At 52.1% G+C, this 24,889-nt stretch carries 28 protein-coding genes and 1 pseudogene; 23 read left to right on the top strand and 6 right to left on the bottom strand.

Annotated features, from left to right (window positions below; all coding sequences use genetic code 11):
• Positions 1 to 38 precede the first annotated feature (38 nt).
• The 3 genes from MFLA_RS11205 to MFLA_RS11195 all read left to right on the top strand — a co-directional run bounded on the left by MFLA_RS11205 (position 39) and on the right by MFLA_RS11195 (position 2,164).
• Positions 39 to 494 (top strand): copper chaperone PCu(A)C, encoded by a 456-nt coding sequence (locus MFLA_RS11205; RefSeq protein WP_048811704.1) that lies wholly within the window; start codon positions 39 to 41, stop codon positions 492 to 494.
• 104 nt (positions 495 to 598) lie between these two features.
• Positions 599 to 1,234 (top strand): YceI family protein, encoded by a 636-nt coding sequence (locus MFLA_RS11200; RefSeq protein WP_011480412.1) that lies wholly within the window; start codon positions 599 to 601, stop codon positions 1,232 to 1,234.
• 510 nt (positions 1,235 to 1,744) lie between these two features.
• Complete coding sequence (locus MFLA_RS11195) at positions 1,745 to 2,164, top strand: secondary thiamine-phosphate synthase enzyme YjbQ (protein ID WP_011480411.1); 420 nt, start codon at positions 1,745 to 1,747, stop codon at positions 2,162 to 2,164.
• Positions 2,165 to 2,238: 74 nt separating this feature from the next.
• Here MFLA_RS11195 and MFLA_RS11190 read toward each other — a convergent pair whose 3' ends face one another.
• On the bottom strand, positions 2,239 to 3,519 hold the full coding sequence (locus tag MFLA_RS11190; RefSeq protein ID WP_011480410.1) for a murein hydrolase activator EnvC family protein: 1,281 nt from the start codon (positions 3,517 to 3,519) through the stop codon (positions 2,239 to 2,241).
• A 3-nt stretch (positions 3,520 to 3,522) separates the two neighbouring features.
• Positions 3,523 to 5,076, bottom strand: a complete 1,554-nt coding sequence (gene gpmI / locus MFLA_RS11185) for a 2,3-bisphosphoglycerate-independent phosphoglycerate mutase (protein WP_011480409.1) — start codon at positions 5,074 to 5,076, stop codon at positions 3,523 to 3,525.
• 264 nt (positions 5,077 to 5,340) lie between these two features.
• On the opposite strand from gpmI, the gene MFLA_RS11180 reads away from it, so the two are divergent.
• From MFLA_RS11180 to MFLA_RS11160, 5 genes are all read left to right on the top strand, one after another.
• Positions 5,341 to 5,712 carry a rhodanese-like domain-containing protein gene (locus MFLA_RS11180; RefSeq protein WP_324286801.1) on the top strand — a complete coding sequence of 124 codons (372 nt, stop codon included), beginning with the start codon at positions 5,341 to 5,343 and terminating at the stop codon, positions 5,710 to 5,712.
• Between the two features lie 3 nt (positions 5,713 to 5,715).
• Positions 5,716 to 5,973 (top strand): glutaredoxin 3, encoded by a 258-nt coding sequence (grxC, locus tag MFLA_RS11175; protein ID WP_011480407.1) that lies wholly within the window; start codon positions 5,716 to 5,718, stop codon positions 5,971 to 5,973.
• A gap of 134 nt (positions 5,974 to 6,107) precedes the next feature.
• Complete coding sequence (secB, locus tag MFLA_RS11170) at positions 6,108 to 6,581, top strand: protein-export chaperone SecB (RefSeq protein WP_011480406.1); 474 nt, start codon at positions 6,108 to 6,110, stop codon at positions 6,579 to 6,581.
• Positions 6,562 to 7,011 (top strand): SH3 domain-containing protein, encoded by a 450-nt coding sequence (locus MFLA_RS11165; protein WP_048811703.1) that lies wholly within the window; start codon positions 6,562 to 6,564, stop codon positions 7,009 to 7,011. The genes secB and MFLA_RS11165 overlap by 20 nt, the downstream gene beginning before the upstream one ends.
• Positions 7,012 to 7,035: 24 nt before the next feature.
• Positions 7,036 to 8,025, top strand: coding sequence for an NAD(P)H-dependent glycerol-3-phosphate dehydrogenase (locus MFLA_RS11160; RefSeq protein WP_011480404.1), 990 nt, complete (start codon positions 7,036 to 7,038; stop codon positions 8,023 to 8,025).
• A 127-nt stretch (positions 8,026 to 8,152) separates the two neighbouring features.
• Here the strand turns inward: MFLA_RS11160 and trmL are convergent, their stop codons facing one another.
• The 3 genes from trmL to MFLA_RS14670 are packed head-to-tail and all read right to left on the bottom strand — an operon-like array spanning position 8,153 to position 9,632.
• Positions 8,153 to 8,617, bottom strand: coding sequence for a tRNA (uridine(34)/cytosine(34)/5-carboxymethylaminomethyluridine(34)-2'-O)-methyltransferase TrmL (trmL, locus tag MFLA_RS11155; protein ID WP_011480403.1), 465 nt, complete (start codon positions 8,615 to 8,617; stop codon positions 8,153 to 8,155).
• 3 nt (positions 8,618 to 8,620) lie between these two features.
• Positions 8,621 to 9,304 (bottom strand): ComF family protein, encoded by a 684-nt coding sequence (locus MFLA_RS11150; protein WP_011480402.1) that lies wholly within the window; start codon positions 9,302 to 9,304, stop codon positions 8,621 to 8,623.
• Entirely contained in the window at positions 9,288 to 9,632 is a 345-nt protein-coding gene (locus tag MFLA_RS14670) for a hypothetical protein (protein WP_011480401.1), read from the bottom strand. The genes MFLA_RS11150 and MFLA_RS14670 overlap by 17 nt, the downstream gene beginning before the upstream one ends.
• 175 nt (positions 9,633 to 9,807) lie before the next feature.
• Between MFLA_RS14670 and MFLA_RS11145 the strand changes: the two genes are divergently transcribed.
• Positions 9,808 to 10,107 carry a hypothetical protein gene (locus tag MFLA_RS11145; protein ID WP_011480400.1) on the top strand — a complete coding sequence of 100 codons (300 nt, stop codon included), beginning with the start codon at positions 9,808 to 9,810 and terminating at the stop codon, positions 10,105 to 10,107.
• Between the two features lie 408 nt (positions 10,108 to 10,515).
• Here the strand turns inward: MFLA_RS11145 and MFLA_RS11140 are convergent, their stop codons facing one another.
• The gene (locus MFLA_RS11140; RefSeq protein ID WP_011480399.1) at positions 10,516 to 10,911 is read right to left on the bottom strand and encodes a hypothetical protein; all 396 of its coding nucleotides are present in this window, start codon (positions 10,909 to 10,911) and stop codon (positions 10,516 to 10,518) included.
• 185 nt (positions 10,912 to 11,096) lie between these two features.
• Here MFLA_RS11140 and MFLA_RS11135 point away from each other — a divergent pair.
• From MFLA_RS11135 to bioB, 14 genes and pseudogenes are all read left to right on the top strand, one after another.
• A pseudogene (locus tag MFLA_RS11135) lies at positions 11,097 to 11,426 on the top strand (DDE-type integrase/transposase/recombinase); the annotation flags it as partial.
• Positions 11,427 to 11,568: 142 nt separating this feature from the next.
• Positions 11,569 to 13,164 (top strand): sigma-54 interaction domain-containing protein, encoded by a 1,596-nt coding sequence (locus MFLA_RS11130; protein WP_011480397.1) that lies wholly within the window; start codon positions 11,569 to 11,571, stop codon positions 13,162 to 13,164.
• A gap of 201 nt (positions 13,165 to 13,365) precedes the next feature.
• Positions 13,366 to 13,923 (top strand): OsmC family protein, encoded by a 558-nt coding sequence (locus tag MFLA_RS11125; RefSeq protein WP_011480396.1) that lies wholly within the window; start codon positions 13,366 to 13,368, stop codon positions 13,921 to 13,923.
• Positions 13,924 to 13,939: 16 nt separating this feature from the next.
• A complete protein-coding gene (locus tag MFLA_RS11120; RefSeq protein ID WP_011480395.1) occupies positions 13,940 to 15,088 on the top strand; it encodes an acyl-CoA dehydrogenase family protein in 1,149 nt (382 codons plus the stop codon).
• Complete coding sequence (locus MFLA_RS11115; RefSeq protein WP_011480394.1) at positions 15,085 to 16,332, top strand: FAD-dependent oxidoreductase; 1,248 nt, start codon at positions 15,085 to 15,087, stop codon at positions 16,330 to 16,332. The genes MFLA_RS11120 and MFLA_RS11115 overlap by 4 nt, the downstream gene beginning before the upstream one ends.
• A gap of 319 nt (positions 16,333 to 16,651) precedes the next feature.
• Positions 16,652 to 17,737, top strand: coding sequence for a CmpA/NrtA family ABC transporter substrate-binding protein (locus tag MFLA_RS11110; RefSeq protein WP_229407055.1), 1,086 nt, complete (start codon positions 16,652 to 16,654; stop codon positions 17,735 to 17,737).
• Between the two features lie 4 nt (positions 17,738 to 17,741).
• Positions 17,742 to 18,608 carry a nitrate ABC transporter permease gene (gene ntrB / locus MFLA_RS11105; protein ID WP_048811701.1) on the top strand — a complete coding sequence of 289 codons (867 nt, stop codon included), beginning with the start codon at positions 17,742 to 17,744 and terminating at the stop codon, positions 18,606 to 18,608.
• Positions 18,598 to 19,524 carry an ABC transporter ATP-binding protein gene (locus MFLA_RS11100; protein ID WP_011480391.1) on the top strand — a complete coding sequence of 309 codons (927 nt, stop codon included), beginning with the start codon at positions 18,598 to 18,600 and terminating at the stop codon, positions 19,522 to 19,524. Before ntrB ends, MFLA_RS11100 begins: the two co-directional genes overlap by 11 nt.
• Positions 19,525 to 19,553: 29 nt before the next feature.
• Positions 19,554 to 19,997 (top strand): cyanase, encoded by a 444-nt coding sequence (gene cynS, locus MFLA_RS11095; protein ID WP_011480390.1) that lies wholly within the window; start codon positions 19,554 to 19,556, stop codon positions 19,995 to 19,997.
• Positions 19,998 to 20,013: 16 nt separating this feature from the next.
• Positions 20,014 to 20,868, top strand: a complete 855-nt coding sequence (locus tag MFLA_RS11090; protein WP_011480389.1) for an MBL fold metallo-hydrolase — start codon at positions 20,014 to 20,016, stop codon at positions 20,866 to 20,868.
• A gap of 6 nt (positions 20,869 to 20,874) precedes the next feature.
• Entirely contained in the window at positions 20,875 to 21,681 is an 807-nt protein-coding gene (locus MFLA_RS11085) for a sulfite exporter TauE/SafE family protein (RefSeq protein ID WP_011480388.1), read from the top strand.
• A 65-nt stretch (positions 21,682 to 21,746) separates the two neighbouring features.
• Positions 21,747 to 23,195, top strand: a complete 1,449-nt coding sequence (locus MFLA_RS11080) for an alginate export family protein (protein WP_011480387.1) — start codon at positions 21,747 to 21,749, stop codon at positions 23,193 to 23,195.
• Between the two features lie 280 nt (positions 23,196 to 23,475).
• Positions 23,476 to 23,862 carry a hypothetical protein gene (locus MFLA_RS11075; protein ID WP_011480386.1) on the top strand — a complete coding sequence of 129 codons (387 nt, stop codon included), beginning with the start codon at positions 23,476 to 23,478 and terminating at the stop codon, positions 23,860 to 23,862.
• A 15-nt stretch (positions 23,863 to 23,877) separates the two neighbouring features.
• Positions 23,878 to 24,885 (top strand): biotin synthase BioB, encoded by a 1,008-nt coding sequence (gene bioB / locus MFLA_RS11070; RefSeq protein ID WP_011480385.1) that lies wholly within the window; start codon positions 23,878 to 23,880, stop codon positions 24,883 to 24,885.
• Positions 24,886 to 24,889 lie beyond the last annotated feature (4 nt).

Genomic DNA, 24,889 nt, shown 5'->3' with positions numbered 1-24,889 from the left:
AAATCAAGAGAACATGATGTTTTTTTGTCGAGAACATCATGTTTTATCTATTTTTCCATTCAAGGATTCTCTCTTTTTTCAGCGTTTTTCTGATACTGGTTTTTTCTACTAGCGCATGTGCCGAAATTATCGGGACAGGATTGCGCATCTGGACGACAGAGCCTGGACAAAAATCTACCTCAGCCTACATGGTGCTGACGGCCAGCGAGGATATCGTGGTACTCAATGTCACTTCTTCTCGCGCAAGACAAGCAGCATTTTTTCGCACCGTCCGTGTTGGCAACACGCTTCGGATGAAGTTGATGGAGCGTCTGCCATTATCGGCAGGGAATCCGGTTGATTTTACAGCTGAAGGTTATCAATTGATATTGAGCGGGTTTGATCAAGTTATTCGAGCAGGTGAAACTATTCCTGTCACTTTGGAGTTCATGGGGAAAGATCAGCGCAGGCAAATGGTGACACTTTCATTCATGGGGCACCCCTTCAGTGAGTAAAACTGCGGCATTTCGCCGCATTTAAAAATAATTCTCATTGGCATAATATAATCATGCTCACTCAGGGCTTTTTCAATAAACACATTATGTTGATGGGAGGTTGAATGAAAAGCGGTATTCGTCATCTATTATTCGGGGTGGTCGGCAGTCTATGTATGGCGGCTGCAAGTAACGCTGCGATGGCTGCCAATTGCAGCTATACGCCTGATGAAAAAGGGTTCAAGTTCTCTTTTACAGCATTCGGTGCGCCGGACAAATCTTATGTTGTCAGCAAAAATACTTTCAAGAAGTATGAGGTTGCGTCAAGCACAGGCAAGCTCGAAGGCGCGACGATCAATATTGACAGCACATCCTTGGATACCTCGGCCGATCTGAATAATGGGGAGGGTGGAAAATGGGATGCCGGCATTCCGATGATTCGGAATATGAATGTAGTCAGTGGGCTATTCAAGAACTTTGCAAACCCTGGCAAGATTTCCGCAAAAATCGACAAGATAGAAGGTGAAACATTGCAGCTCGCAGTGACCATGAATGATGTGACCAAGGTCATTCCCATGAAGGTGACTGAAAAGGGCAGTAATTTTCATGCCAAGGGTACTCTGGACATCATCAAGGACTTCAATGGTAGCAAGGCCTTTGCCAAATTTGAGAAAGTGTGTACCCAGGCTTTTCATAAAGGTAAATCATGGAGCGATGTGGATATTGAGTTTGAAGTTCCAGTAAAAAAGAGCTGCAAATAATTCTTGCTGCTTTGGCAATTGCTGTCGTCACATCAGGATCAATCAACTCAGTATGATTGATCCTGATTGTTTTTTGTGATGCATACCATGCAACATGGTGTAGCAGGAAGATTCATTTTTTTAATTTCTGATGTGAAAACTTATATTTCTCTTTCACTATTTGTTCTTGTAAAGTGAAAAATATTGGTGTGGATAACGTCGATATTCTTGCAAGATTTTCTCTAGAGTTGCATTGGTGAAGCATGGTGCATATGCCGCTGTTCATTGTAATTTAGAACAAGAAAGTGATGTCATCATGCCTATTCAGCAATCGCCCATTTTCTCGCAAAAGCGTCTGGGTGCTGGATTCGCCAGCAAAGGTGGCAGTCGAACTGATGATGGAAAATGCAGAGCATAGGAAACGACTGGCTGCATGAGGTGGTGCCGCGTGCTAGTGTCGGCGATTTTTTGCATGAAATCAGTCGTGATACTCTTCTATGCTTGGTTCGACGCATGTTTAGGAGCATTTGCATGGAGCAGCAACATCACCAGATCATTCAGCATACCAATGGACGTCGCTTGTACGACATCACGCCTGCCGTGACGCGGTGGGTGGCGGATAGCGGTATGCAGCAAGGATTGTTGACCCTATACATCCAGCATACTTCCGCCAGCATCCTCATCAACGAAAATTACGATTCCGATGTGCTGGTGGATATGGAGAGTTTCTTCGAGCGCCTAGTCCCTGATGGGGACTCCTTGTTCATCCATACCGCAGAAGGTCCGGACGACATGCCGGCCCATGTGCGCTCCGCATTGACGCAAACCAGTATTTCCATTCCCGTGGTGGAAGGAAGGGTTGCATTGGGCACGTGGCAGGGAATATTCCTCTATGAGCATCGGCGCATGGCGCATAAGCGCAAGGTGCTGCTGCATTTGATCGGCGAATAGAAGATGGCTGGCGGGGCCAACATTTCCACCACAACGTTTCTGCCACTTGCCTGCTGCACCTTCCATGTGTGCAGCTATTTGACGATACTCCAGCTCAGTGGGTCGAAAGGCTTGCTCTGATGGCGTAATTCATAATAGACACCATGCTGTTCGTTGCCACCGCTATTGCCTACCAGGGCAATGGTATCGCCACCCTTGACCTTGTCCCCTACTTGTTTCAAGACTGCCTGGTTGTTTCCGTACAGGCTCATGTAGCCGCTGCCATGATCCACGATGATGAGGTTGCCGAACCCGCGCAGCCAGTCTGCAAACACGACTTGTCCGCTGGCAACGGATTTCACCTCACTGCCTTCGCTGGCCCGGATGAACAGACCTTTCCAGGAGATGCCAGTATCGGCGCGACTGCTGCCGAAGCGATTGGTGATTTCACCGCGTACCGGCAGGTTGAGCTTGCCTTTGAGCGAAGCAAAGCTGGTGCCGTCAAAGGCATTGCTTGGCAGTGCCTCGTTGCGACCAATGATTTTTCCACTAGGGGCCTGGTTGTCGGTGCCTGCTTTCTGGCCTGATTTCCCGCGCGCTGCTTCGCGCTGGGCCTTCTCCCTGGCGGCTTTTTCTCGCGCCGCTTGCTCGCGAGCGGCCTTGGCGAGTTTTTCCATTAATTGCGTCAGCCGCTGTTCGTCCCGCTTGAGTTTGTTGATTTCGTTGCGTTGTGCGCTGATCTTGCTGGAGAGTTGCTTGACCAGCTTATCGCGCTGGTTTTTCTGTTGTTGCAGCTCGGCGCGTTGCTTTTCCTGTTGTGCCTGCAGCTCATCCAGCTCCGCAAGGGCCTTGCTGGTTTCCGCGTTGAGGGCCTCGACCTTTTCAAGGTTGTCGGAGGCTGCCTCTATCAATTGCTTGCGGGCTTGGGTGATATAGCCGAAGTAATGCAGCTGGCGGGCTGCAGCGTTGGGGTCGTGCTGCTGCAGCAGTACCTGTGCCTGGCTAGGTTTGCCATGCAGGTACTGCTGGTAGAACTGCTGCTTCAACAGCGCTTGCTGCTGCTTGAGTTCGGCCTCATGCGCGGCCTTCTGTTTCTGCAGGGCCTGTAATGCCTGGTGACTTTTTTCCTGCTGCTGTCTGAGTTCAAGCAGTTTGCGATTGGCGTCACTGATGGCTTTTTCGCTCTTCCTGAGCGCATCGGCAGCCTCGGCATGCGCTTCCTTGGAGCTATCAAGCTCTTTTTTCAGTGATTCCAGGCGTTGGTGGATTTCATCGAGGGCCGCCTTCGGTTTTTCAGGATCGTTCTTGGCAGCCCATGCGGCTGGCGTGGCATAAAGGCTGCTCGCAAGCAGCATGCTGAGCCAGCGCACAGGCATGAGCTATGCAGCCTGGAACGCGACCAGAGATTTTCCGGTCATTTCAGGTGGCTGTTTGAGCCCCATCATGGCCAGCAGTGATGGCGCCAGATCGCACAGAGAACCGGTGCCAGGGGCGGCCAGGGTGGCCGGCTTGCCGATGAAGAACAGCGGAACCTGATTGGTCGTGTGCTGCGTGTGAGGCTGGTTGTTCTCATAGTCGCGCATTTGCTCGACATTGCCGTGGTCGGCGGTGATGATCATCTGCCCACCTATGCTTTCCATCGCCTTGACAATGCGGGCGATGCAAGTATCGATGGTTTCCACGGCCTTGATCGAAGCGCTCAGATCCCCGGAGTGGCCGACCATGTCGCAATTGGCATAGTTGCAGATGATGGCATCGTATTTCCTGCTCAGGATGGCGGCCTCCAGCCTGTCGGTGACTTCGTAGGCGCTCATCTCGGGCTGGAGGTCATAGGTGGCGACCTTGGGTGATGGAACCAGGATACGATCTTCCCCTGCAAACACTTGCTCCTCCCCGCCATTGAAAAAGAAAGTGACATGCGGGTATTTCTCGGTCTCGGCAATGCGGAGCTGCTTCAGTCCATGCTGCGCAACGTACTCGCCAAAGGTATTGCGGATTTCCACTGGGGCGAAGATCGGCTTGGCCCGGGTTTCCGCCTTGTCGTACAAGGTCAGGGTATAGAAGCCGGCCAGCTTGGGTTGCCGACGGCGGTTGAAGCCCTCGAAATCGGGGTCGAGCAATGCATGGGTGAGCTGGCGGGCGCGGTCGGAACGGAAGTTGACGAAGATCACGACATCGCCGTCTTCCATGGTCACGGGCTGTTCCCCGGCGGCGGCAATCGCAGTGGCCTTGACGAACTCGTCCTTCTCGTCGCGGGCATAGGCGGCTTCGAGGCCCTGCAAGGCACTGGCCGAGGCAAACTCTCCCTGGCCATCGGTAATGAGGTTGTAGGCGGCCTCAACACGTGGCCAGCGCTTATCCCTGTCCATGGCATAGAAGCGACCACAAATCGAGGCAATCTTGCCACCACCGATGCTGGCACAGGCCTGCTCGAGCTTTTCCAGGTAAGGCTTGGCGCTGATCGGCGGGGTGTCGCGCCCATCGAGGAAGGCATGGACGTATACTTTCTCCACCCCGGCGTTCACTGCCATCTCAATCGTGGCATGAATATGGTCTTGGTGGCTGTGGACGCCGCCGTCGGATAGCAGACCCAGGATATGCACTGCCTTGTGCCCGGCCTTGGCCTTGTTGACGGCTTCGATCAGCACGGGGTTGCTGAAGAACTCCCTGGATGCGATGGCTTGATTGATGCGCTCAAAATCCTGGAATACCACGCGCCCGGCACCGATGTTCAGGTGGCCTACCTCGGAATTCCCCATTTGACCCCGTGGCAATCCGACAAACGTCTCGGAGGCGTTGATCAGGGTATGGGGGTACTGTGTCCAGAAGCGGTCGATATTGGGAGTGTTGGCCAGGGCGATGGCATTGTCATGGCTATCTTCGCGGTAGCCGAAGCCATCGAGGATAACGAGTAAGGCAGGCGTTACAGTCATTGCGATCAGGATCCGGTGAACTCAAGAAATAGCCCTGTATTTTAGAGAGTTTTTGCCAATCACGCATGCTTAATCGCCGATGGAGCACATGGAAAATGGTTTTTGTTCACTTTCTTCGCCCGATGGGCTTGAATTCCTCCCGTTTGGCATCATCTATTTGAAATCGGCTTTTAGTGAGTGCTGGTAATTTGAGTACAATAATGGTTTCGGACATACCGTGAGGTGACTGTGGAGTTTTTTGCAAATAATGCATTGTGGATAGGCTTGGCAATAGGTTCCGGCATCATGTTGGTGTGGCCGACGATCAAGCGTGGTGCTGGCGCGGCGATCAGCGCCAGTGATGCGGTGATCTTGATCAACCGGTCCCATGCCGTGGTGCTGGATGTGCGCGACGACGCCGAGTTTGCGGCTGGCCATATTGCCGAAGCCAAGCATATCCCGCTGTCACAGTTACCTGAGCGCATCAAGGAGCTGAACAAATTCAAGGAGAGGCCGGTACTGGTGTACTGCGAAAGCGGCGCGCGCGCCAGCAAGGCAGCGGCCATCCTGGCAAAAAACGAATTCAAGCAAGTTCAGCAATTGCAGGGCGGTATCAGAGCCTGGCAGGATGCCAAGCTGCCGCTGGTGAAGGGGTAGGCCATGGCGAATGTCCTCATGTATACCACCGGTACTTGCCCTTACTGTATGAGCGCCGAGCGCTTGCTGCTGAGCAAGGGCGTGCAGCAGATTAATAAGGTACGCGTCGACCTTGAGCCTGAGCTCAGGGTGAAAATGATGGAGCAGACCGGCAGGCGCACTGTTCCACAAATCTATATCGATGATGTGCATGTGGGCGGGTTTGATGACCTGCGTGCGCTCGATATGGCCGGCAAGTTGGATGCAATGCTGGCGAAATAGTGTCACGGTTTTGTAGTACAAAACCTGGGCTTAAGCGGATAGAATGGCAGGCTTGCGTTTTAGACACTTTTTGGTTTTCAATTTATCAATAGTAGGGGAAGCGCTTGGCGCAACCCGAAGTCAAGGGAAGAGACATGGCAGAAGAACAGGCAGCAGCACAAGAGCAACAACCGGCATTCGGTATCGAGAAAGTTTACGTCAAGGACCTCTCGCTGGAAATCCCGCATGCTCCGCAGATTTTCATTCAACGTGAGGCTCCCCAGGTTTCCATCGAGCTGAGCAATGCCACTGCCCAGTTGGAAGAAGGTATATACGAAGTCGTGGTCACCGTGACCGTGACTTCCAAGATCGCAGACAAGACGGTGTTCCTGGTAGAGGTGGCTCAGGCCGGTATCTTCCAGATCCGCAACGTGCCTCAGGAAAATATCGACATCATTCTCGGCGTGACTTGCCCGAACATCATTTTCCCTTACGCCCGCGAGACCATTTCCGATGTCGTGACGCGCGCAGGGTTCCCACCCGTACTGCTCAACCCTGTCAATTTTGAAGCGCTTTATGCACAACAGAAGCAGGAACAGGCCAAGGCGAATGGTGCGACCACACACTAAGCTGTTGTTGGCTGTGACCATGCTGCTGATGCCGGTCATGGCATCAGCGGTTGAGTTCCGCTCCGTTGCCGTGCCCAAGGCGGTGGTGTATGACGCGCCCTCCGCTCAGGGCAAGAAGACATTTATTCTTGGGCAGGGCTACCCGGTCGAGATCATCGTCGATCTGGGAGACTGGCTGAAAGTGCGGGATGCGCAAGGCAGCCTCAACTGGATTGAAGCCAAGCAGCTTGCAAATAAGCGCACGGTGCTGGTGAAGGGCGGCCAGGCTGACATACGCCAGGCTGCGGATGCAGCCTCGGCCCTGCTGGGAAAAGCCGATACGGATGTTGTGCTCGACATGCTGGAGCCGCCGGTCAATGGCTGGATCAAGGTCAAGCACCGGGACGGCATCACGGGCTATATATTAGCCTCTTCCCTGTGGGGCTTTTGATGCGTCCAGCTTAGATTATCCATTATGAAAATCTCTATCTTAGGCGCCGGGGCCTGGGGCACAGCCCTGGCCCTGCAAATCAGCCGTCGGCACCAGGTTTCTCTCTGGACGCGCAACCAGGCGCATATCGTGGATATGCAGGTGACGCGTGCCAACCTGCAATACCTGGGCGACTTTGCCTTCGGTGATCAGCTTGCGGTGGAAGGCGATCTGGGGCGCGCGCTGGATGGCGCAGACCTGATTGTCTCTGTCGTGCCGACCAACGGTTTCCGAAATGCATTGAAGGAAATCAAGCGGCTTGGCTGTGATGCGCCAGTGGTCTGGGCCTCCAAAGGGTTGGAAGCGGCGACGGCCAAGTTGCCGCACGAAGTTGCCCAGGACGAACTGGGTGACAGCCGCCACTGGGGCGTGTTGTCCGGGCCGAGTTTTGCGGCTGAGCTGGTGCGCGGGTTACCCACGGCGGTAACCTTGGCTGCCAATGATGCGGAGTTTGCCGCCAGGGCTGGTGCGATGCTGCATGGCGGTAATTTCCGCGTCTATACCAGCACGGATGTCATTGGGGTGTCGGTTGGCGGCGCCCTCAAGAACGTATTGGCCATTGCCGCGGGTATCAGCGACGGCATGCAATGCGGCAATAACGCCCGCGCGGCGCTGATTACACGCGGCATAGCCGAAATGACGCGCTTCGGCGTGGCCTTGGGCGGTGCCAAGGAAACCTTCATGGGCTTGACCGGCGCCGGTGACTTGATCTTGACTTGCACCGGACAATACTCGCGTAACCGGGAAGTAGGCCTGCGCCTTGCCAATGGCCAAACCCTGCAGGAAATCCTCAAAACCTTGGGCCATGTGGCGGAAGGGGTGCATACTGCGCGGGAAGTGGTCAAGCGCGCAGGCCAGTTGGGGGTCGAGATGCCGATTACGCAGGAGGTGGATCAGGTGCTGTCGCATGGCCGTTCGCCGCGGCAGGCGATGGAAAACCTGCTCAGCCGGGAGCAGAAGTCCGAAGCGCTGTAGCATCGGCGCGAATGCGGGAATTTTAAAAGCACCAGCCATGGTGCTTTTTTGTGGTATGGGTGTGAGTCGGGCGTGTGGATTTGATCCCGCGCTGTATGCCTTTTGACCTTGTGTCAGAGGCCGCGCACTAGACCGCGCCGGCGAAGTCATGTTGACGCCATGCTTCGTACAGCAGGATGGCGGCCGAGTTTGACAGGTTGAGACTGCGGCTCTGCGGCATCATCGGTAGCCTGATCCTGTATTCCGGGCTGAATTCGGCGCGGATTTCTTCCGGCAGGCCGCGTGTTTCCGGGCCAAATACAAACACGTTTCCTGGCAGGAAGCGAATATCGCTGTGGCGGGTACTGCCCTTGGTCGTGAGCGCAAATGTCCTTCGGCCCGCCAGCGCCTGTTTGCAGGCTTCCCAGTCTTCGTGCACGACCAGGCTGGCATATTCATGGTAATCCAGCCCCGCGCGCTTGAGCTGTTTATCTTCCAGTTCGAACCCCAACGGCTTGACCAGATGCAGGCGGGTATTGCTGTTAGCGCACAAGCGGATGATATTGCCGGTATTGGGCGGAATTTCGGGCTGGTATAACACGATTTCAAACATGGTTCATTCTGCAATGGTGCGGGCGATCACCCAGCATTCTACACGGCTGGCGCCGGCAGCCTTCACTGTTTTTGCCAGTGCATTGAGGCTGGCGCCTGTGGTCATGACGTCATCCAGCAATATCACGCGCATATCGGTCAGTTCTGCTTGGCATGCAAAGGCTCCCTGCATGTTCTTGATGCGCTGTTTGTAAGGCAGGCTCGCCTGTGGTGGCGTCGGCTTGATGCGCGTGCATGCCTGCAGTTGCAGGGGAATATGCAACTGCTTGCTGACTATCTTGGCGATCTCCGCAGACTGGTTGAAGCTGCGCTCCTGCAACCGCTTGCGATGCAATGGCATCGGAATGATGCAGTCCGCTGCTGAATGCCTGCCTACATGCTCTGCAAGCAGCAATCCCATCGTGCGGGCCAGGGGTAGCAATTGCCCGTATTTGTATTGCTGCAGTGTTGCAGATAGCGGGAATCGGTATTGAAACAGGCTGCGGGTGGCATCGAAAGCGGGCGGGGCCTGCAGGCATTGGCCGCACAGCATGCTGTTGCCGCTGGGTAGCGCGCATTGTGGGCAGGCGTGGTCTGTATGCCACGGCATATCATGGAGGCAGTCATGGCAAAGGCCCAGTGAGCCTGCCCGCCAGCTTGAACAAAGCAGGCAAGATTGGGGGAAAAGTCTTTCAATCAATCCGGCCATATCGAGAATGTGCATGAGGGCGCGATGGGGTGAATTGTAATGCCTCAAGCCTGATTGTGTTGCTCGCAGACTGAGATAAGCCACTTTCTACTTTGGGGTAGCATGTAATGGCACGTTGATGCTGATGTCCTGCCATGCTTGTTTGAGGGTTTTTATCAATGATGATACGCCAGCGGTGTGGCAACGAAAAATGCAATGGGCCAAGCGTGCAATGCACTCCAACGAGCGTAATCAGGATGCCAGTAAATATCATAGAGAAATGACGAAAGATTTTTTGAGTGTAAAAGCATGAAATCCAGCGACTTGTAATATCAATCATTTCTTTCATGGAGCTGGGTCCGTGGGTGGTATGAGATACATGGTCATGGGCTGGATGGTTCGAAGCGATTTCCTACAGTGATCACAGTCAGGACTGACATGGAGTTCAAGCTTGAGCCTACATGAAGTCCTGAACAAATCCCTTAGTATGAAGCTTCGTATCCATAACAAACTGGAAGGAGAACATGATGAAGAATGTTTACAGTATGCTTATGTCAGCCTTGATGGTGATACTGATGCCTCATGCCTATGCAGGAAACACCACCGTTGAGGGACCCGCTGCCCATGATCAGAAGCATGCAGTGCCTGAGGGCAATGCTAGCGGGAATTATCTCGAGCATCAGGATCAAGGTACAACGGAAGGGAGTCGCAGCGAAAGCCTGAAGGATGGCGCGGTTCCGATCAATGCCAAGGAAAAGAGTCAGCGATTCAAGAAGGAGCCGGAGCAAGGCGGCACCGATGTCAACCAGCCGAAAAAGCATTAATACGATTGGCGAATTCCGATATCCCTGTCTTTGATCGTACAGGTTGGAAATGGCCTATGCCGGTGATCGGTGTAGGCCATTTTGTTTGCGGAAGTGGGAAACTTTTCCCGTCCGTCCACATGATGAACGTCTTGCGATGATATTGACGTGCGACTTTCCACCACCTGTCCAGAGAATGCCCCACTCCCGCATGACATGCTGGCGCAGGTGAGGCGGTAAATTTATCGTGCATATTTGCTCTGGGCTGCCCATTGGGCTGATTTCCGCCACTGCAAGCAATTTTCCCGATCAATGATGCTCAATGAAATATACAGCCCGAAATAATGCCTCATCCTGATGGGTGGTCTTTTGTCACGCCAATAAAGATTTAGCATTTGATTTGCACTTTATATACAAGTTTGTATTTCTTCATAGGGTGTTGATCGCATACACCAGAATAGTGAAAGCAATCCACATGAAGCCGATGGTCGATACGATGAAGCTCAAGGCGGTGAATACTTTCCACCTTTTCTTCGACCAGAAGTCCGTGTCAAAAGCTGCGATGGTGAATATCGTGGGGTTGGTGAACCCACCAACGGCCAGGCAGATGCATGCGGCTGCGGGGAGTGGGATTCCTAGGCCGTAAAAACCAAGCCCGAAGAGCGCCATCAAGGCGTAGTCGATGTGCGCGCGTATCATGGTCTTGTAATCAATCAGGAACTCATCAACGCCCTTGATCGGAAACCATTTGGCAAATGTCATGAGCCAGGCGGAAAGAATCAATGCTGTGATGCAGGCGACGGCGCCTATCAATAAAGCGACCATTTGGGTTCTCCTTTCGGGTTTAAAATATATACAGATCTGTATATATTTTTATCATATACCAAGCTCTGCAGTTTGCAAGAAAATGTTTCCGCTGAAGTTGTCCCGGGAGGTAGGAATGCTGTCGGGATAATGCTTAGTAGGGGGGAGGCTTTCATCGGATATGCCTGCAGAGAGAGCGCTTCCGGGTATTCGCCCGCCGCATCGTCGGTTGGCGGGTGAGTGGTACCATGAGTACGGAGTTCGTGCTGGATGCCATGGAGCATGCCCTATATGACCGACGTCCTGATTCATCATTCCGACGGAGGATCGCAATCCGTGACCATCCGCGATACAGGGCGCCTGACAGAGGCTGGTATTGAGCCGTCTGTCGGCAGTCGGGGCGACAGTTACGACAATGCCCTAGCCGAGACCATCAGCTCCTGCTCGGCGCCATCGGGTATATTCCTCCTGCGCAGGCTGAAGAATGCTATTACCGCAATCTCTCTGAATCTGTGCCGATGAGTGCTGTACTTTAACCAGACTGCCTCCTCGAAAACCGGGGCAATTCAGATTGTCCCCTGTCCAGATTGCTAGGGGCGATCCATAGTGCAACACTATTACTCACTTAAAATATGCGGTCTGGTAAGCTGCCACTGCTTATATTGAGTTGGAGCCCACATGGACCAAGACGCCAATCAAAAATCTGAAATTATCTCCACCGAGCCATCCTGGAATGAACAAGAACGATTGTTGCTAGGCGAAGTGATGCGCTTGGTTGGCCAGAGCTTATCGTCTGATATCGTTTTCAGGGAAATGCTGCATCTGGCGTCGGAGCTGCTGGGTCTGAATCGCGGTCGCGTCGTATTAAAGCAACTTCATCCTGATGAGGACGGTAATGTGGCCAGGATAGCCTATGCATATGGTCTTACGCGTAGTGAAATAGGCCGGGGGGTCTATAAGGTCGGGGAAGGCATTACGGGCGCTGTCCTTGCTACCGGCCAGGCGATCATTGTGCAGAATATCGATGCTGATCCCCGCTTTCTTGGGCGAGCTGTTAGCCGGGCCGACCTGCCTCAAGAAACTGTCGCGTTTATTGCTGTCCCCATTGAGGTCAACAAAAGAGTCGAAGGCGTTTTGGCCGTCCACCGTATTCGCCGCCGCAACCGGTTGATCAGTGACGATGTGTCCGTCCTCAAAATGTTGGCCACCCTGACCGGCCAGCTTCTGCAGCTTCAGGGGCTGGTGGAGGAAAAAACCCGTTCACTGGAAGCGCGAAACGAGATCCTCACAAATGCGCTGGAGTCATCAACTGCGCGGTATGGCATTGTTGGCCAGTCTCCCGCTTTGTTGAAAGCGATTGCGGATCTGGAAAGGGTATCCACTTCAACAGCTATCGTGCTTTTGCTGGGTGAGTCGGGCAGCGGCAAGGAGCTGTTTGCCAGGGCATTGCACATGGCGAGCCCGAGGAGGGACTCGCCATTCGTAAAGGTGAATTGCGCTGCTATTCCAGAGTCGCTATTCGAATCCGAGTTGTTTGGTCATGAGCGAGGTGCTTTCACTGGCGCCAATACCACCCGGGTTGGCTGGTTCGAGCAGGCTAACCACGGCACTATATTTCTGGATGAAATCGGGGAAATGCCATTGCTTATGCAGACCAAGCTTCTCAGAACCCTGCAAGAAGGCACTATTGTGCGTCTTGGCGGAAAAAAGGAAATCAGTCTGAATGTGCGTGTTGTGGCGGCCACCAATAGGGATCTGCAGCATGAGGTGGAGTTGGGCAATTTCCGGGAGGATTTGTTTTACCGCTTGAATGTGGTGCCGATTCAGCTCCCTTCACTGGAAGAGCGGCGGGAGGACATTCGCGCATTGGCGTTGCATTTCCTGAATCGTGCAAATCAGGCGAATGAGCGCAATGTCTATTTTTCGCCTGATGCGCTGGATCATCTGGAAAGCATGGACTGGCCCGGGAATATCCGGGAATTGAGCAATGCCATTGAGCGGATTGTGCTATTGGCCGAGCAACAATCGGTCGGCGTGAGGGATGTCATCCGCCTGCTTGGCAAGGCAAGTAAGTCTCGCAAAAAATCTGTCCTTCAGCCTGTAATGAAAGAGCAGCCATTGATACGCGAATATTTGAAAGCGGAATCTCATGATGCGGAGAGCCTAGTGCAGGCAATGCAGCGTTTTGGCAATAACCAGTCTCGTGCTGCCCAATCATTGGGTCTCACGCTTCGCCAATTTAGATATCGTTGGCAAAAAATCATAAACGGCTAGATTGTTAACATTTTGTCAATCATTGTTAACAAAATGTCTTGCATAAGCTCCGCTCCTTACACTTGGTGTTGTTGCTGTAATTTCTTTAAAGTTTATTATTAATCAATTGCTTGATAAGTAATTGGTTTGCTGTTGCAGCCTGTTGGCACACCTCTTGCGGTTAGAGAAATGTCTTTTCTTTAATCACTGGAGTAATACTCAATGAGTACATGCACAATTCAGGAGCAAGAGTCCACCTTCACCAAGTTTTTACGGCCCATTGATCGAGAAGGCTTGCTGCAATTTGCTGAGAAAGGCCGCAATAATCCTGCATCGCGCGGCACTAACAAGGTTCACACTGTTGTGGATGGCAAATTCCGCACTTTGAGTTATGTGGGTGATCATAAGGCAGTGGTGGTCGATGAGCCATTGCATTTATTTGGCCAGGATACTGCGCCTGCGCCAGGTGAAATCGTTTTATCCGGTTTGGGCGGTTGCCTATGCGTGGGAATTACTGCCGTTGCCACGTATCGCAACGTAAAACTCAGCAAGCTGGAAATCTACTTGGAAGGTGATATCGGAAACCCGGCTGCGTGGGGTGCCGGTGGTGCTGAAAAACAGCCGCATGAAATGGGTTTTCAGCAAATCCGCGTCAAGGTCGATGTTGAAGGCGATGCGCCGCGTGAAGTCCTGGAAGAAATCGTCAAGCATGCTAATTTCTTCTCGCCCGTGGCGAATACCATGCGTAACCCAATTCCATTTGATATTTCACTCGCTTGATTAAAGGGAGTGATCCATGTCTGCATTAGTCGAGCCTACCATGGAATTTGACGCCACAATGACCGCTCATCATGACGATATGCTCCATGCCGTCATGCAGATCGCCCGCACGTCCCTAGCGGACATGGTTGAGGATATCGATCGCCGCGGTACCTATCCAGAGACCGTCCTCAAGCAATTGGGGGAAGCAGGGGCATACGATTGTCGTGACCAAGAAGCAGGTTCTGTCAACCTTCAGGCCACCATGAAGGCGATCGCAGCGGTGTCCGAGGTCTGTGCAGCCACAGGGTTCATGATGTGGTGCCATGCTGCATGCGGCCTGTATATGGATCACTCAAACAATCCCGCTTTGAAGGGAGTTGCTCTGCAAAATCACCTGCAGGGCAAGACGTTGGGCGGTACAGCCTTGAGTAATCCCATGAAGGCAATGGCAGGTATCGAGAAAATGCTGCTTAAAGCCCAGAAGGTAGACGGTGGTTATCTCATCAACGGCACATTGCCGTGGGTCAGCAACCTTGGGAAAGAGCATTACTTCGGGGCTATTGCCATTGTGCAGTCTGAGCAAGGTGAGCGGGAGTTGATGTTCATGGGCCATTGCAATGGCCAGGGAATAGAGCTGAAGGATTGCCCTTCGTTTGCTGGCATGGAAGGCACCGGGACGTGGGCATTACGCTTTAAAGACGCTTTTATCAATGATTCTGAAGTGATTGCCGAGAATGTGCCAGCATTCCTCAATAAAATCCGCGCCTCATTCATTTTGCTGCAGTGCGGCATGGGCTGGGGTGTGACGCAGAGCTCAATCAACGAGATTTGGAATGTCGAGCAGCAATTGGGTCATGTGAACGAGTTCCTGGAAGACCGTCCGCTTGCATTGCAAGCCGAACTGGACGCACTGAAGTCCAGAACATTGGAGCTTGCCGCAACTCCCTACGAAACTGATAAGCAATACCTGATTGATGTGCTGGATGTCCGGGCGCATGCCTCTGAACTTGCCTTGCGTGCAGCCCAGTCGGCGGTGTTGCACACTGGGGCCAGAGGCTATCTGATGTCCTCGCCAGTACAACGCAAAGTCCGGGAGTCGCATTTCGTCGCGATTGTTACCCCGGCGCTGAAGCATTTGCGTCGTGAAATGGCGCGTCTTAGCAAGATGGAGCAGCCATCATGACTAGCGCAGTTTCCAAGCAGGGTGAACCAGTGGTGGAATGGCGCAAATATATCTGCCTGGCATGTGGCCTCATTTATGATGAAGCGTTGGGGGACCCTGACAGCGGTTTAGCGCCTGGTACACGGTTTGAGGATATTCCCGATGATTGGTCCTGCCCGCTCTGTGGTGTAACGAAAACAGATTTTGAGCTATATGTCGCCCAGGACATGTCAACATTGGCTTGCTCAACCAGCTTTGGCTTTGCGGCAGGCCGTCATCAAACTGGTGTGGTCATTGTTGGCGCAGGCAATGCAGGCTGGCAGGCCGCCCGGGCCATCCGGGCTCTGGACCAGGACATGCCTATTACTATCGTCACAGCTTGTAGCGGCGATATTTATGATAAACCCATGCTCTCTGTTGCAATATCCAAGGGAATTGATCCACGGTCGCTCATCAAGGAAAGCGGGCAGGAAGCTGCACTGAAGTTGGGTGTGAGGCTCATGACCCTGACGGATGCAATCAGCATTGATACTGCGGCTTCAATATTGCGCACCACCAGGGGGTCTCTAAAATACACTCACTTGATATTGGCGCATGGGGCCACCCCCCGGAAGATGGATGCATTGCCTGCCAATATCTGCTGGCAGATTAACAATCTTCAAACGTATATCGATTTCCGGAGCCGGCTGGATGCCATTCCCGCAAAAAGTAATATCTTGATTGCCGGAGCTGGATTGGTCGGTAGCGAATTGGCCAATGATCTGGCACTCGCAGGACATAGTATTTTCCTGACTGACCCCAATCCCACTCCGGTGGGCAATCTGCTGAATTCAGAGGATGCCCGGCGCCTGTTGGACGCCTGGAAATACTTGCCGATTGCCTTCATTGGCGAGGCTACTGTCAAACAGATCATCAAGCAAGGTGATTTGAAGCACGTTGAACTAAGTAATGGGCATGCACTGGATGTGAACTTTGTAATTGCAGCAACAGGGCTTCAAACCCCTGGGCGCTTGGCAAGAACCGCCGGCTTGCAATGGAACGAGGGTATTTGTGTTGATCCTGTCACCCTGGATACCAATGTAGCCAATATCCATGCCCTTGGTGATTGCGTGAGCATCAGCGGCCAGGCAATCCGCTTCATTGAGCCTATTCATCGTCAAGCCAAAGTGATTGCAGCCAAGATCGCTTGTTGCGAACCCATTTATTACACGCATTCAATCCCAGTAATCCGTATTAAAACATCTTCTCTTTACTTAAGCGTTTGATTGACTAGACCTAAGGACTGCCATGACAAAACATTTTTCACCATACGATGCTGACAAACCTTTATTTGCTACTTGTTCTTGCGGACAGCATGCGAGTGAAGAAGATCACCTAAAGGCCGGCATGAGCACGCTTGAGCATCAAGAGACCGGGCGCAGTACGGAGGAGGAGTTCTCGAATGACTTCATCGAGGCCGCGTTGGTCAAGGCAATTCTGCCACATGAGAGGCAACGCCGCGATTTCCTGAGGGCTGTCGGCAAAGGTGCGGCAATGGCAGCCATCAGTGCGGTTTTCCCCCTGGGGTCCTTGAAGGCCATGGCGATGGAAAAAGGATCGATCGAGAAATCGACCCTCAAAGTCGGATTCATCCCTATCACCTGTGCAGCGCCATTGATCTTGGCTGAACCAATGGGGTTTTTCAAAGAACAAGGCTTGAATGTAGAGCTCAACAAGACAGCTGGGTGGGCCTTGGTCCGCGACAAGATCATGAACCATGAGTACGACGCCTCTCAGTTTCTGGCGCCTATGCCATTGGCAATGACCTTGGGTGCAGGGTCAAGCGCACAGACGGTGAATGTTGCCGCGATTCAGAATGTCAATGGCCAAGCCATTGTGCTTGCACTAAAGCACAAGTCGAATCGTGATCCAAAAAACTGGAAGGGTTTCAAGTTCGCCATTCCATTTGAATTCTCAATGCACAACTTCCTGCTGCGTTACTACTTGGCCGAGGCTGGAATTGATCCGGATCGAGATGTGCAGTTGAGAGTGGTTCCTCCCGCCGAGATGCTGGCCAATCTGCGTGCAGGCAACATTGATGGTTTCCTGGGGCCTGATCCATTTTCGCAGCGGGCAGTCTTTGAAGGTGTCGGGTTCATCCACATCTTGTCACAGGATATCTGGAATGGCCATCCATGCTGTTCATTCGGTGCTTCCGCCAGCTTCATCCAGCAAAACCCCAACACATTTGCTGCCTTGTACCGGGCATTTCTCAAGTCATCCGCTTTTGCTCATGACAAAAACAACCGGAAAGAGGTCGCCGCCATTATTTCAAAGCCAAAGTATCTCAATCAGCCCGAGATTATCGTTAACCAAGTGATTACCGGGAGATACGCAGATGGGCTGGGGAACATCGTCAATGCTCCTGGACGTGTTGGGTTCGAGGCGATTCCCTGGGAGGGAATGGCGCTATGGATGCTGACGCAAATGAAGCGTTGGGGTTACCTCAAGGGCGATGTCAGTTATCAGGCCATTGCGGAAAAGGTATTCATGATGACGGATGCCAAGAAAGCAATGCAGGGTCTTGGGTTGGAAGTGCCTCAATCAAGCGGGAAGATTGTTGTGATGGGGAAAGCCTTTGATCCCCTAAAACCGCAATCCTACGTCGATAGTTTCGGGATAAAGAGGTAAGGCCATGAAAAAGTTCAGCACTCAGAATATGAAGGCAGGCTTTCTTTCGGTAATGCTTTTGCTGTTGATTGTGGCAGTCTGGGCCATTGCCACCGCACCAAGCTCGGTGGCCTTAACCGAGATTTCTGCCGATGAGCTTGAGTATCTGCAACTGATGGGAAAAGACCCCGCGGCTGAGCAACAGTCCACGTCGTCTTTCCCGAGGCCGAGTGAGCTGGGACAGACCATCGTGTCGCAACTTGCGCATCCGTTTTACGACAACGGCCCAAATGACAAGGGGATCGGTATTCAGATTGCACATTCGCTGGGCAGGGTAGCGGTTGGCTTCAGCATGGCGGCGCTAGTTGCGATTCCATTCGGGTTCCTGATCGGGATGAGCCCGCTTGCCTTCAAGGTGCTGGATCCTTTTATCCAGATACTGAAGCCGATATCGCCATTGGCCTGGATGCCAATAGCGCTCTACACGATCAAGGACTCTACGGCTTCGGGCATTTTTGTGATTTTCATCTGTTCACTTTGGCCAATGCTCATGAACACTGCATTCGGTGTAGCCAATGTCAGAAAAGAATGGCTCAACGTGGCGAGAACCCTGGAAGTAGGTCAATTGAGGAAAGCCTTCTGCGTGATTCTACCTGCCGCAGCGCCCACCATTGTCACCGGCATGCGGATCAGCATGGGGATTGCGTGGCTGGTGATTGTCGCGGCGGAAATGCTCGTTGGCGGCACGGGGATTGGTTACTTTGTCTGGAATCAGTGGAACAACCTTTCACTTGCCAACGTGATATTTGCAATCTTGATGATCGGGGTCGTGGGCATGGTTCTGGATATGTGTTTTGCCCAAGTACAAAAGGCGGTGACGTATGTCGACTGATAAAAAAGGGATGAGGGGCGCTACCTCCAAGAATTTTCTTAAAGTTGAAGGGCTAGCCAAGAGATACCCTGGGGCGCCCGAGGCTACCTTCGATGCCGTCAACTTTTCGATCGCCAAGGGTGAGTTTGTCTGTTTGATAGGCCATTCTGGCTGTGGCAAAACTACCATTCTGAATGTGTTGGCCGGTCTGGAAAGCGCGACAGAGGGGGTGGTCATCATGAATGGCCGGGAAGTCTCTGCGCCAAGCCTGGAGCGCGGTGTTGTGTTTCAAGGCCATGCGCTCATGCCATGGTTGACGGTTCGGCAAAACATCGCCTTTGCCATCAAGAGCAAATGGCCCGAGTGGAATGCGGCCAAAGTCCAAGAGCAGGTGATGAAGTATGTCTCCCTTGTCGGTCTGCAACCAGCATTGGATAAAAAACCTTCCCAGTTATCTGGCGGTATGAAACAACGTGTAGGTATAGCGCGGGCATTTGCGATTGAACCGAAGATGTTGTTGCTGGATGAGCCGTTTGGGGCATTGGATGCCCTGACTCGTGGCACGATTCAGGATGAGCTGCTGAAGATTTGTCGTGAAACCCAACAGACAGTGTTCATGATCACCCACGATGTCGATGAGGCGATCTTGTTATCAGACAAGGTATTGCTGATGAGCAACGGCCCGCGTGCCCGTGTTGCTGAGATCGTGGTGAATACCATGTCGAAGAATCGCGAGCGCACCTCGCTTCATCATGATCCCCAATACTACAAAATCCGGAATCACTTTGTTGATTACCTCGTGTCGCGCTCCAAGGACTTATCCCATGGCCGGGCGCCGGAACATCCACCACTTGTGTATCCGGGCTTGGATTACCAATCACCTGAAGAGAGCGCTGTCGATGACCTATCGGTAGTGCCAATTCACAAGACCGCCTAATTATTTAATTTTTTTAACAGGAGCTAATTATGAGTCGCCTTGATGTCACTGAAAAAATCATTACTGCAAAAGTAATGAAGGGCCTGAAATGGGCGGATGTTGCTGCCAAACTCAATCTCAGCAAGGAGTGGGTAACTGCAGCCTGCCTGGGCCAGATGACCTTGAATGCGGAGCAGGCCAAGATCATTGCCGAGATTTTTGACTTGAGTGATGAGGACCAGAAATGGTTGATGGTCACGCCATGCAAGGGTTCCCTCCCAACCGCAGTACCTACTGATCCGCTGATCTACCGTTTCTACGAAATGATCAATGTCTATGGCACAACGATCAAGCAGCTTATTCATGAAGAGTTCGGTGATGGCATCATGAGCGCCATCGATTTCAAGATGGATCTACAGCGAGTTGCCGACCCGATGGGAGATCGCGTCAACATCGTATTGAATGGCAAGTTTCTTCCCTATAAGCAGTTCTAGGTAAAAGAGGCTCACGATGAATGGTCAAGTAAAAGCGTTTTATGATCAGGCGACCTCCACCGTGAGCTATGTCGTTTTTGACGAGCCTGGTGGGTACTGTGCGGTGATTGATCCCGTACTGGATTTTGACCCTAGATCCGCCAGAACCTCAACGACCAGTGCCGATAGAATTGCGGCATTTGTGAAGGAAATGGATCTCACGACGGTCTGGCTGCTGGAAACCCATGTTCATGCGGACCACATTTCTGCCGCGCCATATCTTAAAAAGCGGCTTGGCGGATCAATTGCCATCGGGTCGGAGGTGCAGAGTGTGCTGGGTAAATTCAACCTGATCTATAACACGGTGGACACTGAGTTTGCAGGTTTTGATCAGCTTTTTGACAATGGCCAGATGTTTTTTATCGGGAAACTCAAGGTAATAGCTCACCATGTGCCCGGCCATACACCGGCAGATACTGCATATGAGGTCGATCATGTCGGCATCTTTGTCGGGGATACCATCTTTATGCCCGATGTCGGGACCGCCCGTTGCGACTTTCCAGGGGGAGATCCCAGGCGTTTGTATCGATCAATCAAGACTCTCCTTAATTATCCACCAGACACCATTCTTTACACATGTCATGACTATCCGGTTGATGGCAGGGAGGCCAGGTGGAGTAGCACCATCGCAGAACAGCGAAGTTCAAATATTCATATACATGACGGTGTAGATGAAGCTGAATTTTGTCGGATGCGGAATTTACGCGATGCAACTCTTGCTTTGCCCGCACTGATGCTTGCCGCAGTGCAAGTGAACCTCAGGGCAGGCCAATTTCCAGAGGCCGAAGATAATGGCGTTCAATACCTCAGAATACCGCTGAATCTACTTTAAATTCATATGATTACTTTGATTATTGTGCTGCTGTCAGGAACAGCAGTAGGGGTTCTGCTTGGCCTGACGGGGGGTGGGGCTGGTGTTTTTGCCATTCCGCTTCTAACCCTGTTGATGGGGTTCAGCTTCATGGAAGCCAAACCCATTGCCTTGATTGCCGTCGCGATTGCAGCCTTTGTCGGTGCGTTACAGTCGGCCAAGTCTGGCCATTTGAGATGGCGGGCCGCTCTTTTTATTGTGTTCATCGGCAGCCTGGCCTCTCCCTTAGGGCAATGGATTGCTTTCCAGTTGTCGCACCAATGGCTGGTGTATTCGTTTTCGATACTGATGCTGGTCATGGCATCAAATTTGTTCAGGCAGGCATTTGCCATGGTTGGATCGCGATGCTCTGACAATGACAGCATCCAGCGGCCTTGCATGCTGAGTGAGAAGACTGGCCGGCTGATCTGGACTAAAAAGTGTGCGGCCAAACTTACCGCCGCAGGGATTAGCTCGGGGGTGTTTTTGGGACTTTATGGTGTCGGTGTCGGATTCATCCTTGTACCGGCCTTATCCAGGTCCACCAATATCAGTGTGCAAGCAACCACGGCCACGTCGCTCATGGTGATCGCGCTGATGTCATCGATTGTTGCTGGCGGCATGGTGCTTGATGGCGTCACGATCAACCAGACGGGCCTAACTTTTATCGGCGCGGCATGTGTAGGCGCAGTGATCGGTCGGCTGCTGAGCCTGCGGCTCTCTTCTCTGACTCTCAAATGGGGGTTGGGCACGTTGATGGTGATCACAGCCATCCTGTTTGCCTTAATAAGTTAAGGAGCGAATGTCCACGAATATGCAATGTTTTCCATTTTTTTAAACCATAAATCAAGGAGCCATCCATGAGTGTCATCAGCCCAACCGCAAGACTTGGCATGATCAGTGCCCTGCTTGGAATCACTGCATTTTCAGCGCAGGCAGAAGAACGTGTCCCGCAATCCTTGATGGAGGCAATCAAGGCCGGCAAAAGCTTGTCCAGCCTGAGATTGAGATACGAGCATGTGGATCAGGATGGGCTGCAGCCGCCAACAATCATAGGGGCGCAGGCTAATCCCACTGCTAATGAAGATCTGAGAAGCGCCTCTGCGCTCACGCTCAGGACATTGCTTGGATGGCAAACTGCGCCATATCAGAATATTAGTTTTGCTGGCCAGTTAATCAATGTCACCAAGTTCATAGACAATTTCAACGATGGTACCAATGGCGTTTTGATCGATGCTATTTCCAATAATCCAAGTAATATCGATAGAGCCAAAATCGTAGATCCTGATATCACTGAAATTAACCAACTTTATGTTGATTGGACGGGACTTAAAGACACTCGTATTCGCTTTGGGCGCCAGCAAATCAATTTGGATAACTTCAGGTTTATCGGGGATGTCATATTCAGGCAGGTGATGCAAGTCTTTGATGGGGTAACGATGCTTAATCAGTCCATCTCCAATACAGAGCTTTATGTGGGGCACATTGAACGAGTGAGGCAGTTGACTACAGAGCTGCGTGATGATGGCGCCTTGGAGATCATTAACATGAAATACCGACTTTCCCCCACAGAGTCATTGAGTGGGTATGGTTATTTTTCTAGTTTCGATGACTTGGGGTTCGGGCGAGCATGGTTTGGCAATGCGGCAGGGACGGCAGGTATTGCTCAAGGGAAGAATGGTGCGATCAACCAGGAAGCAGACCAGGGTAACAAGATTATAGGAGTAAGATTGGATGGAGTGCATCCAGTCAATCAGTCCTGGAAAGGCTTATACACGGCAGAGTATGCTAAGCAGACAGATTATAGTGACGGGGACTCCCGTATTGATGCTCACTATTACAAGATTGGAGGCGGGTTTGCCTACAATGGATTTTCATTAAGAGCAGATCAAGAGCTGTTATCTAGCAATGACGGGCAATATGGGTTCCAAATGCCTTATGGCACCAATCACTTATTCCAGGGCTGGGTAGATAAATTTTTATCTACTCCTCAAGAAGGTATTAAGGACACCTTCATTACCGCTGGATATAAAGCAGGAAACTTCACCTTCTTTATGGATTATCACATCTTAGACTCTGATGTGGGGTTCAATACTGTAGGAGGAGGTACTGGATCCAGGTTGGGCAAAGAGTGGAATGCATCTGTTACTTACAATTTCGCCGAAAATTGGATGGCAAGATTTGAGTATGGTAGTTTCAAGGAAGGAGATCATTACACTTCTCTACCTGCTGCAAATACCGTTGCAGGAAACCGAGGTCGATTCAGAGATACTGAAAAAACCTGGGTGACGTTAATGTACAGCTTTTAAAAACCCCACATAATTGGAGCCACCAATGTTGGGTGGTGGCTCCTCACTGCTAGGATGAGCTTTGTATCGAGATCAAACCTGTAGTTTATTTTGTGCCCTGCCAGATACTGCCTTCATTATCTTCCCATCTTGAAAAATGGGGCTTGCTTTCCTGTCATACAAGCAGATGCTGGGTTAAACAAATAGAGTCAAATCTGTCTAATTTTTGATCAGATGTAAATGGATTGTTGTCTTGGCGCTTGACAAGATATAATCCACCTTTAAATTCCATTTTCATATCATGGCTACCAAAACCATCACTGCCAAGCAGCAGATGCGGGCAGCACAAAGCTTTCCCTTCTTCTCTAGCCTTGCAATAGTGATTCCAGTATTGATTCCTTTTTGGATTGCTGCCTCCATCTTTGCCTATTGCTCCATTGCCAATCATCCCTGTACGCGAGTCTGCGAATATCTTGTGCCTGCAGGCTATCGATTCTATGGATTGATGGGGGCGTGGGTGGTGCTACTCAATTTCAGCTCCAACATGGCAGGCTGGGTAGGCGGAGGGATGAATCTCGCCTTGATCATATGGGGAGTCAGCATCCTGGTGATCGTCCCGCTGGGGGTGCGCGACATACTGCGAGCGCGCAGGGAGCCATGGCAGGATTTAACCATCAAGACAGAATAAGTCAGAGAGGACAGCATGCGAGACTCAGTGATTGACATACGCGGCCTTGACCGTGTCCAACGTGCAAGGGTGCAGGCGAAGGAAGAAGCGCCAAAACGCTGGAGTGTGGATGATATTGTGGCATTGTTCGAGTTGCCATTTTCAGATCTGATGCACAGGGCACAGTCCGTGCATCGCGAGAATTTCGATCCCAATGGTGTGCAGGTCAGTACCTTGCTTTCCATCAAGACCGGTGGTTGTTCTGAGGACTGTGGCTATTGTCCTCAGGCCGCCCGCTACCACACCGATGTGGAAAAGCAGGATTTGATGCAGCTGGAAGAGGTACTCGCGGCAGCGCGTGCTGCCAAGGAGAATGGCGCCAGCCGTTTCTGCATGGGCGCTGCATGGCGCAGCCCCAAGCAGCGCGACCTCGAGCCCGTGCTGGCCATGATTCGCGAAGTGAAAGCCATGGGCCTGGAAACTTGCGCTACTCTTGGAATGCTGAAAGATGGGCAGGCCGAGCAATTGAAGGAAGCGGGCCTCGACTACTACAACCATAACTTGGACACTGCGCCTGAATACTACGGCGAAGTCATCACGACCCGCACCTACCAGGACCGCCTGGATACGCTGGATCGTGTGCGCGAACAGGACATCAACGTCTGCTGTGGCGGCATTATCGGCATGGGGGAGTCCCGCGTCCAGCGTGCCGGACTGCTGGCGCAGCTTGCCAATATGGAGCGTCCGCCCGAAAGCGTGCCGATCAACCTGCTGACGCAGGTGGAAGGCACACCGATGTATGGCATGGACGAGCTGGACCCGTTTGAATTCGTGCGCACGATCGCGGCTGCCCGCATCACGATGCCGCAGAGTTTCGTGCGGTTGTCCGCTGGCCGCCAAAGCATGCATGAGGGCATCCAGGCCTTGTGCTTCCTGGCTGGTGCCAACTCGATTTTCTATGGTGAGAAGCTGCTGACCACGGGCAACCCTGAAGCCGAAGCTGACCGCAAGTTATTCGACAAACTCGGCATCCATCCGCTTTAAGTCA

This window comes from Methylobacillus flagellatus KT, from assembly GCF_000013705.1.
GTDB classification, from domain to species: Bacteria; Pseudomonadota; Gammaproteobacteria; order Burkholderiales; family Methylophilaceae; genus Methylobacillus; species Methylobacillus flagellatus.
This window is presented reverse-complemented; position numbering and strand designations above follow the sequence as displayed.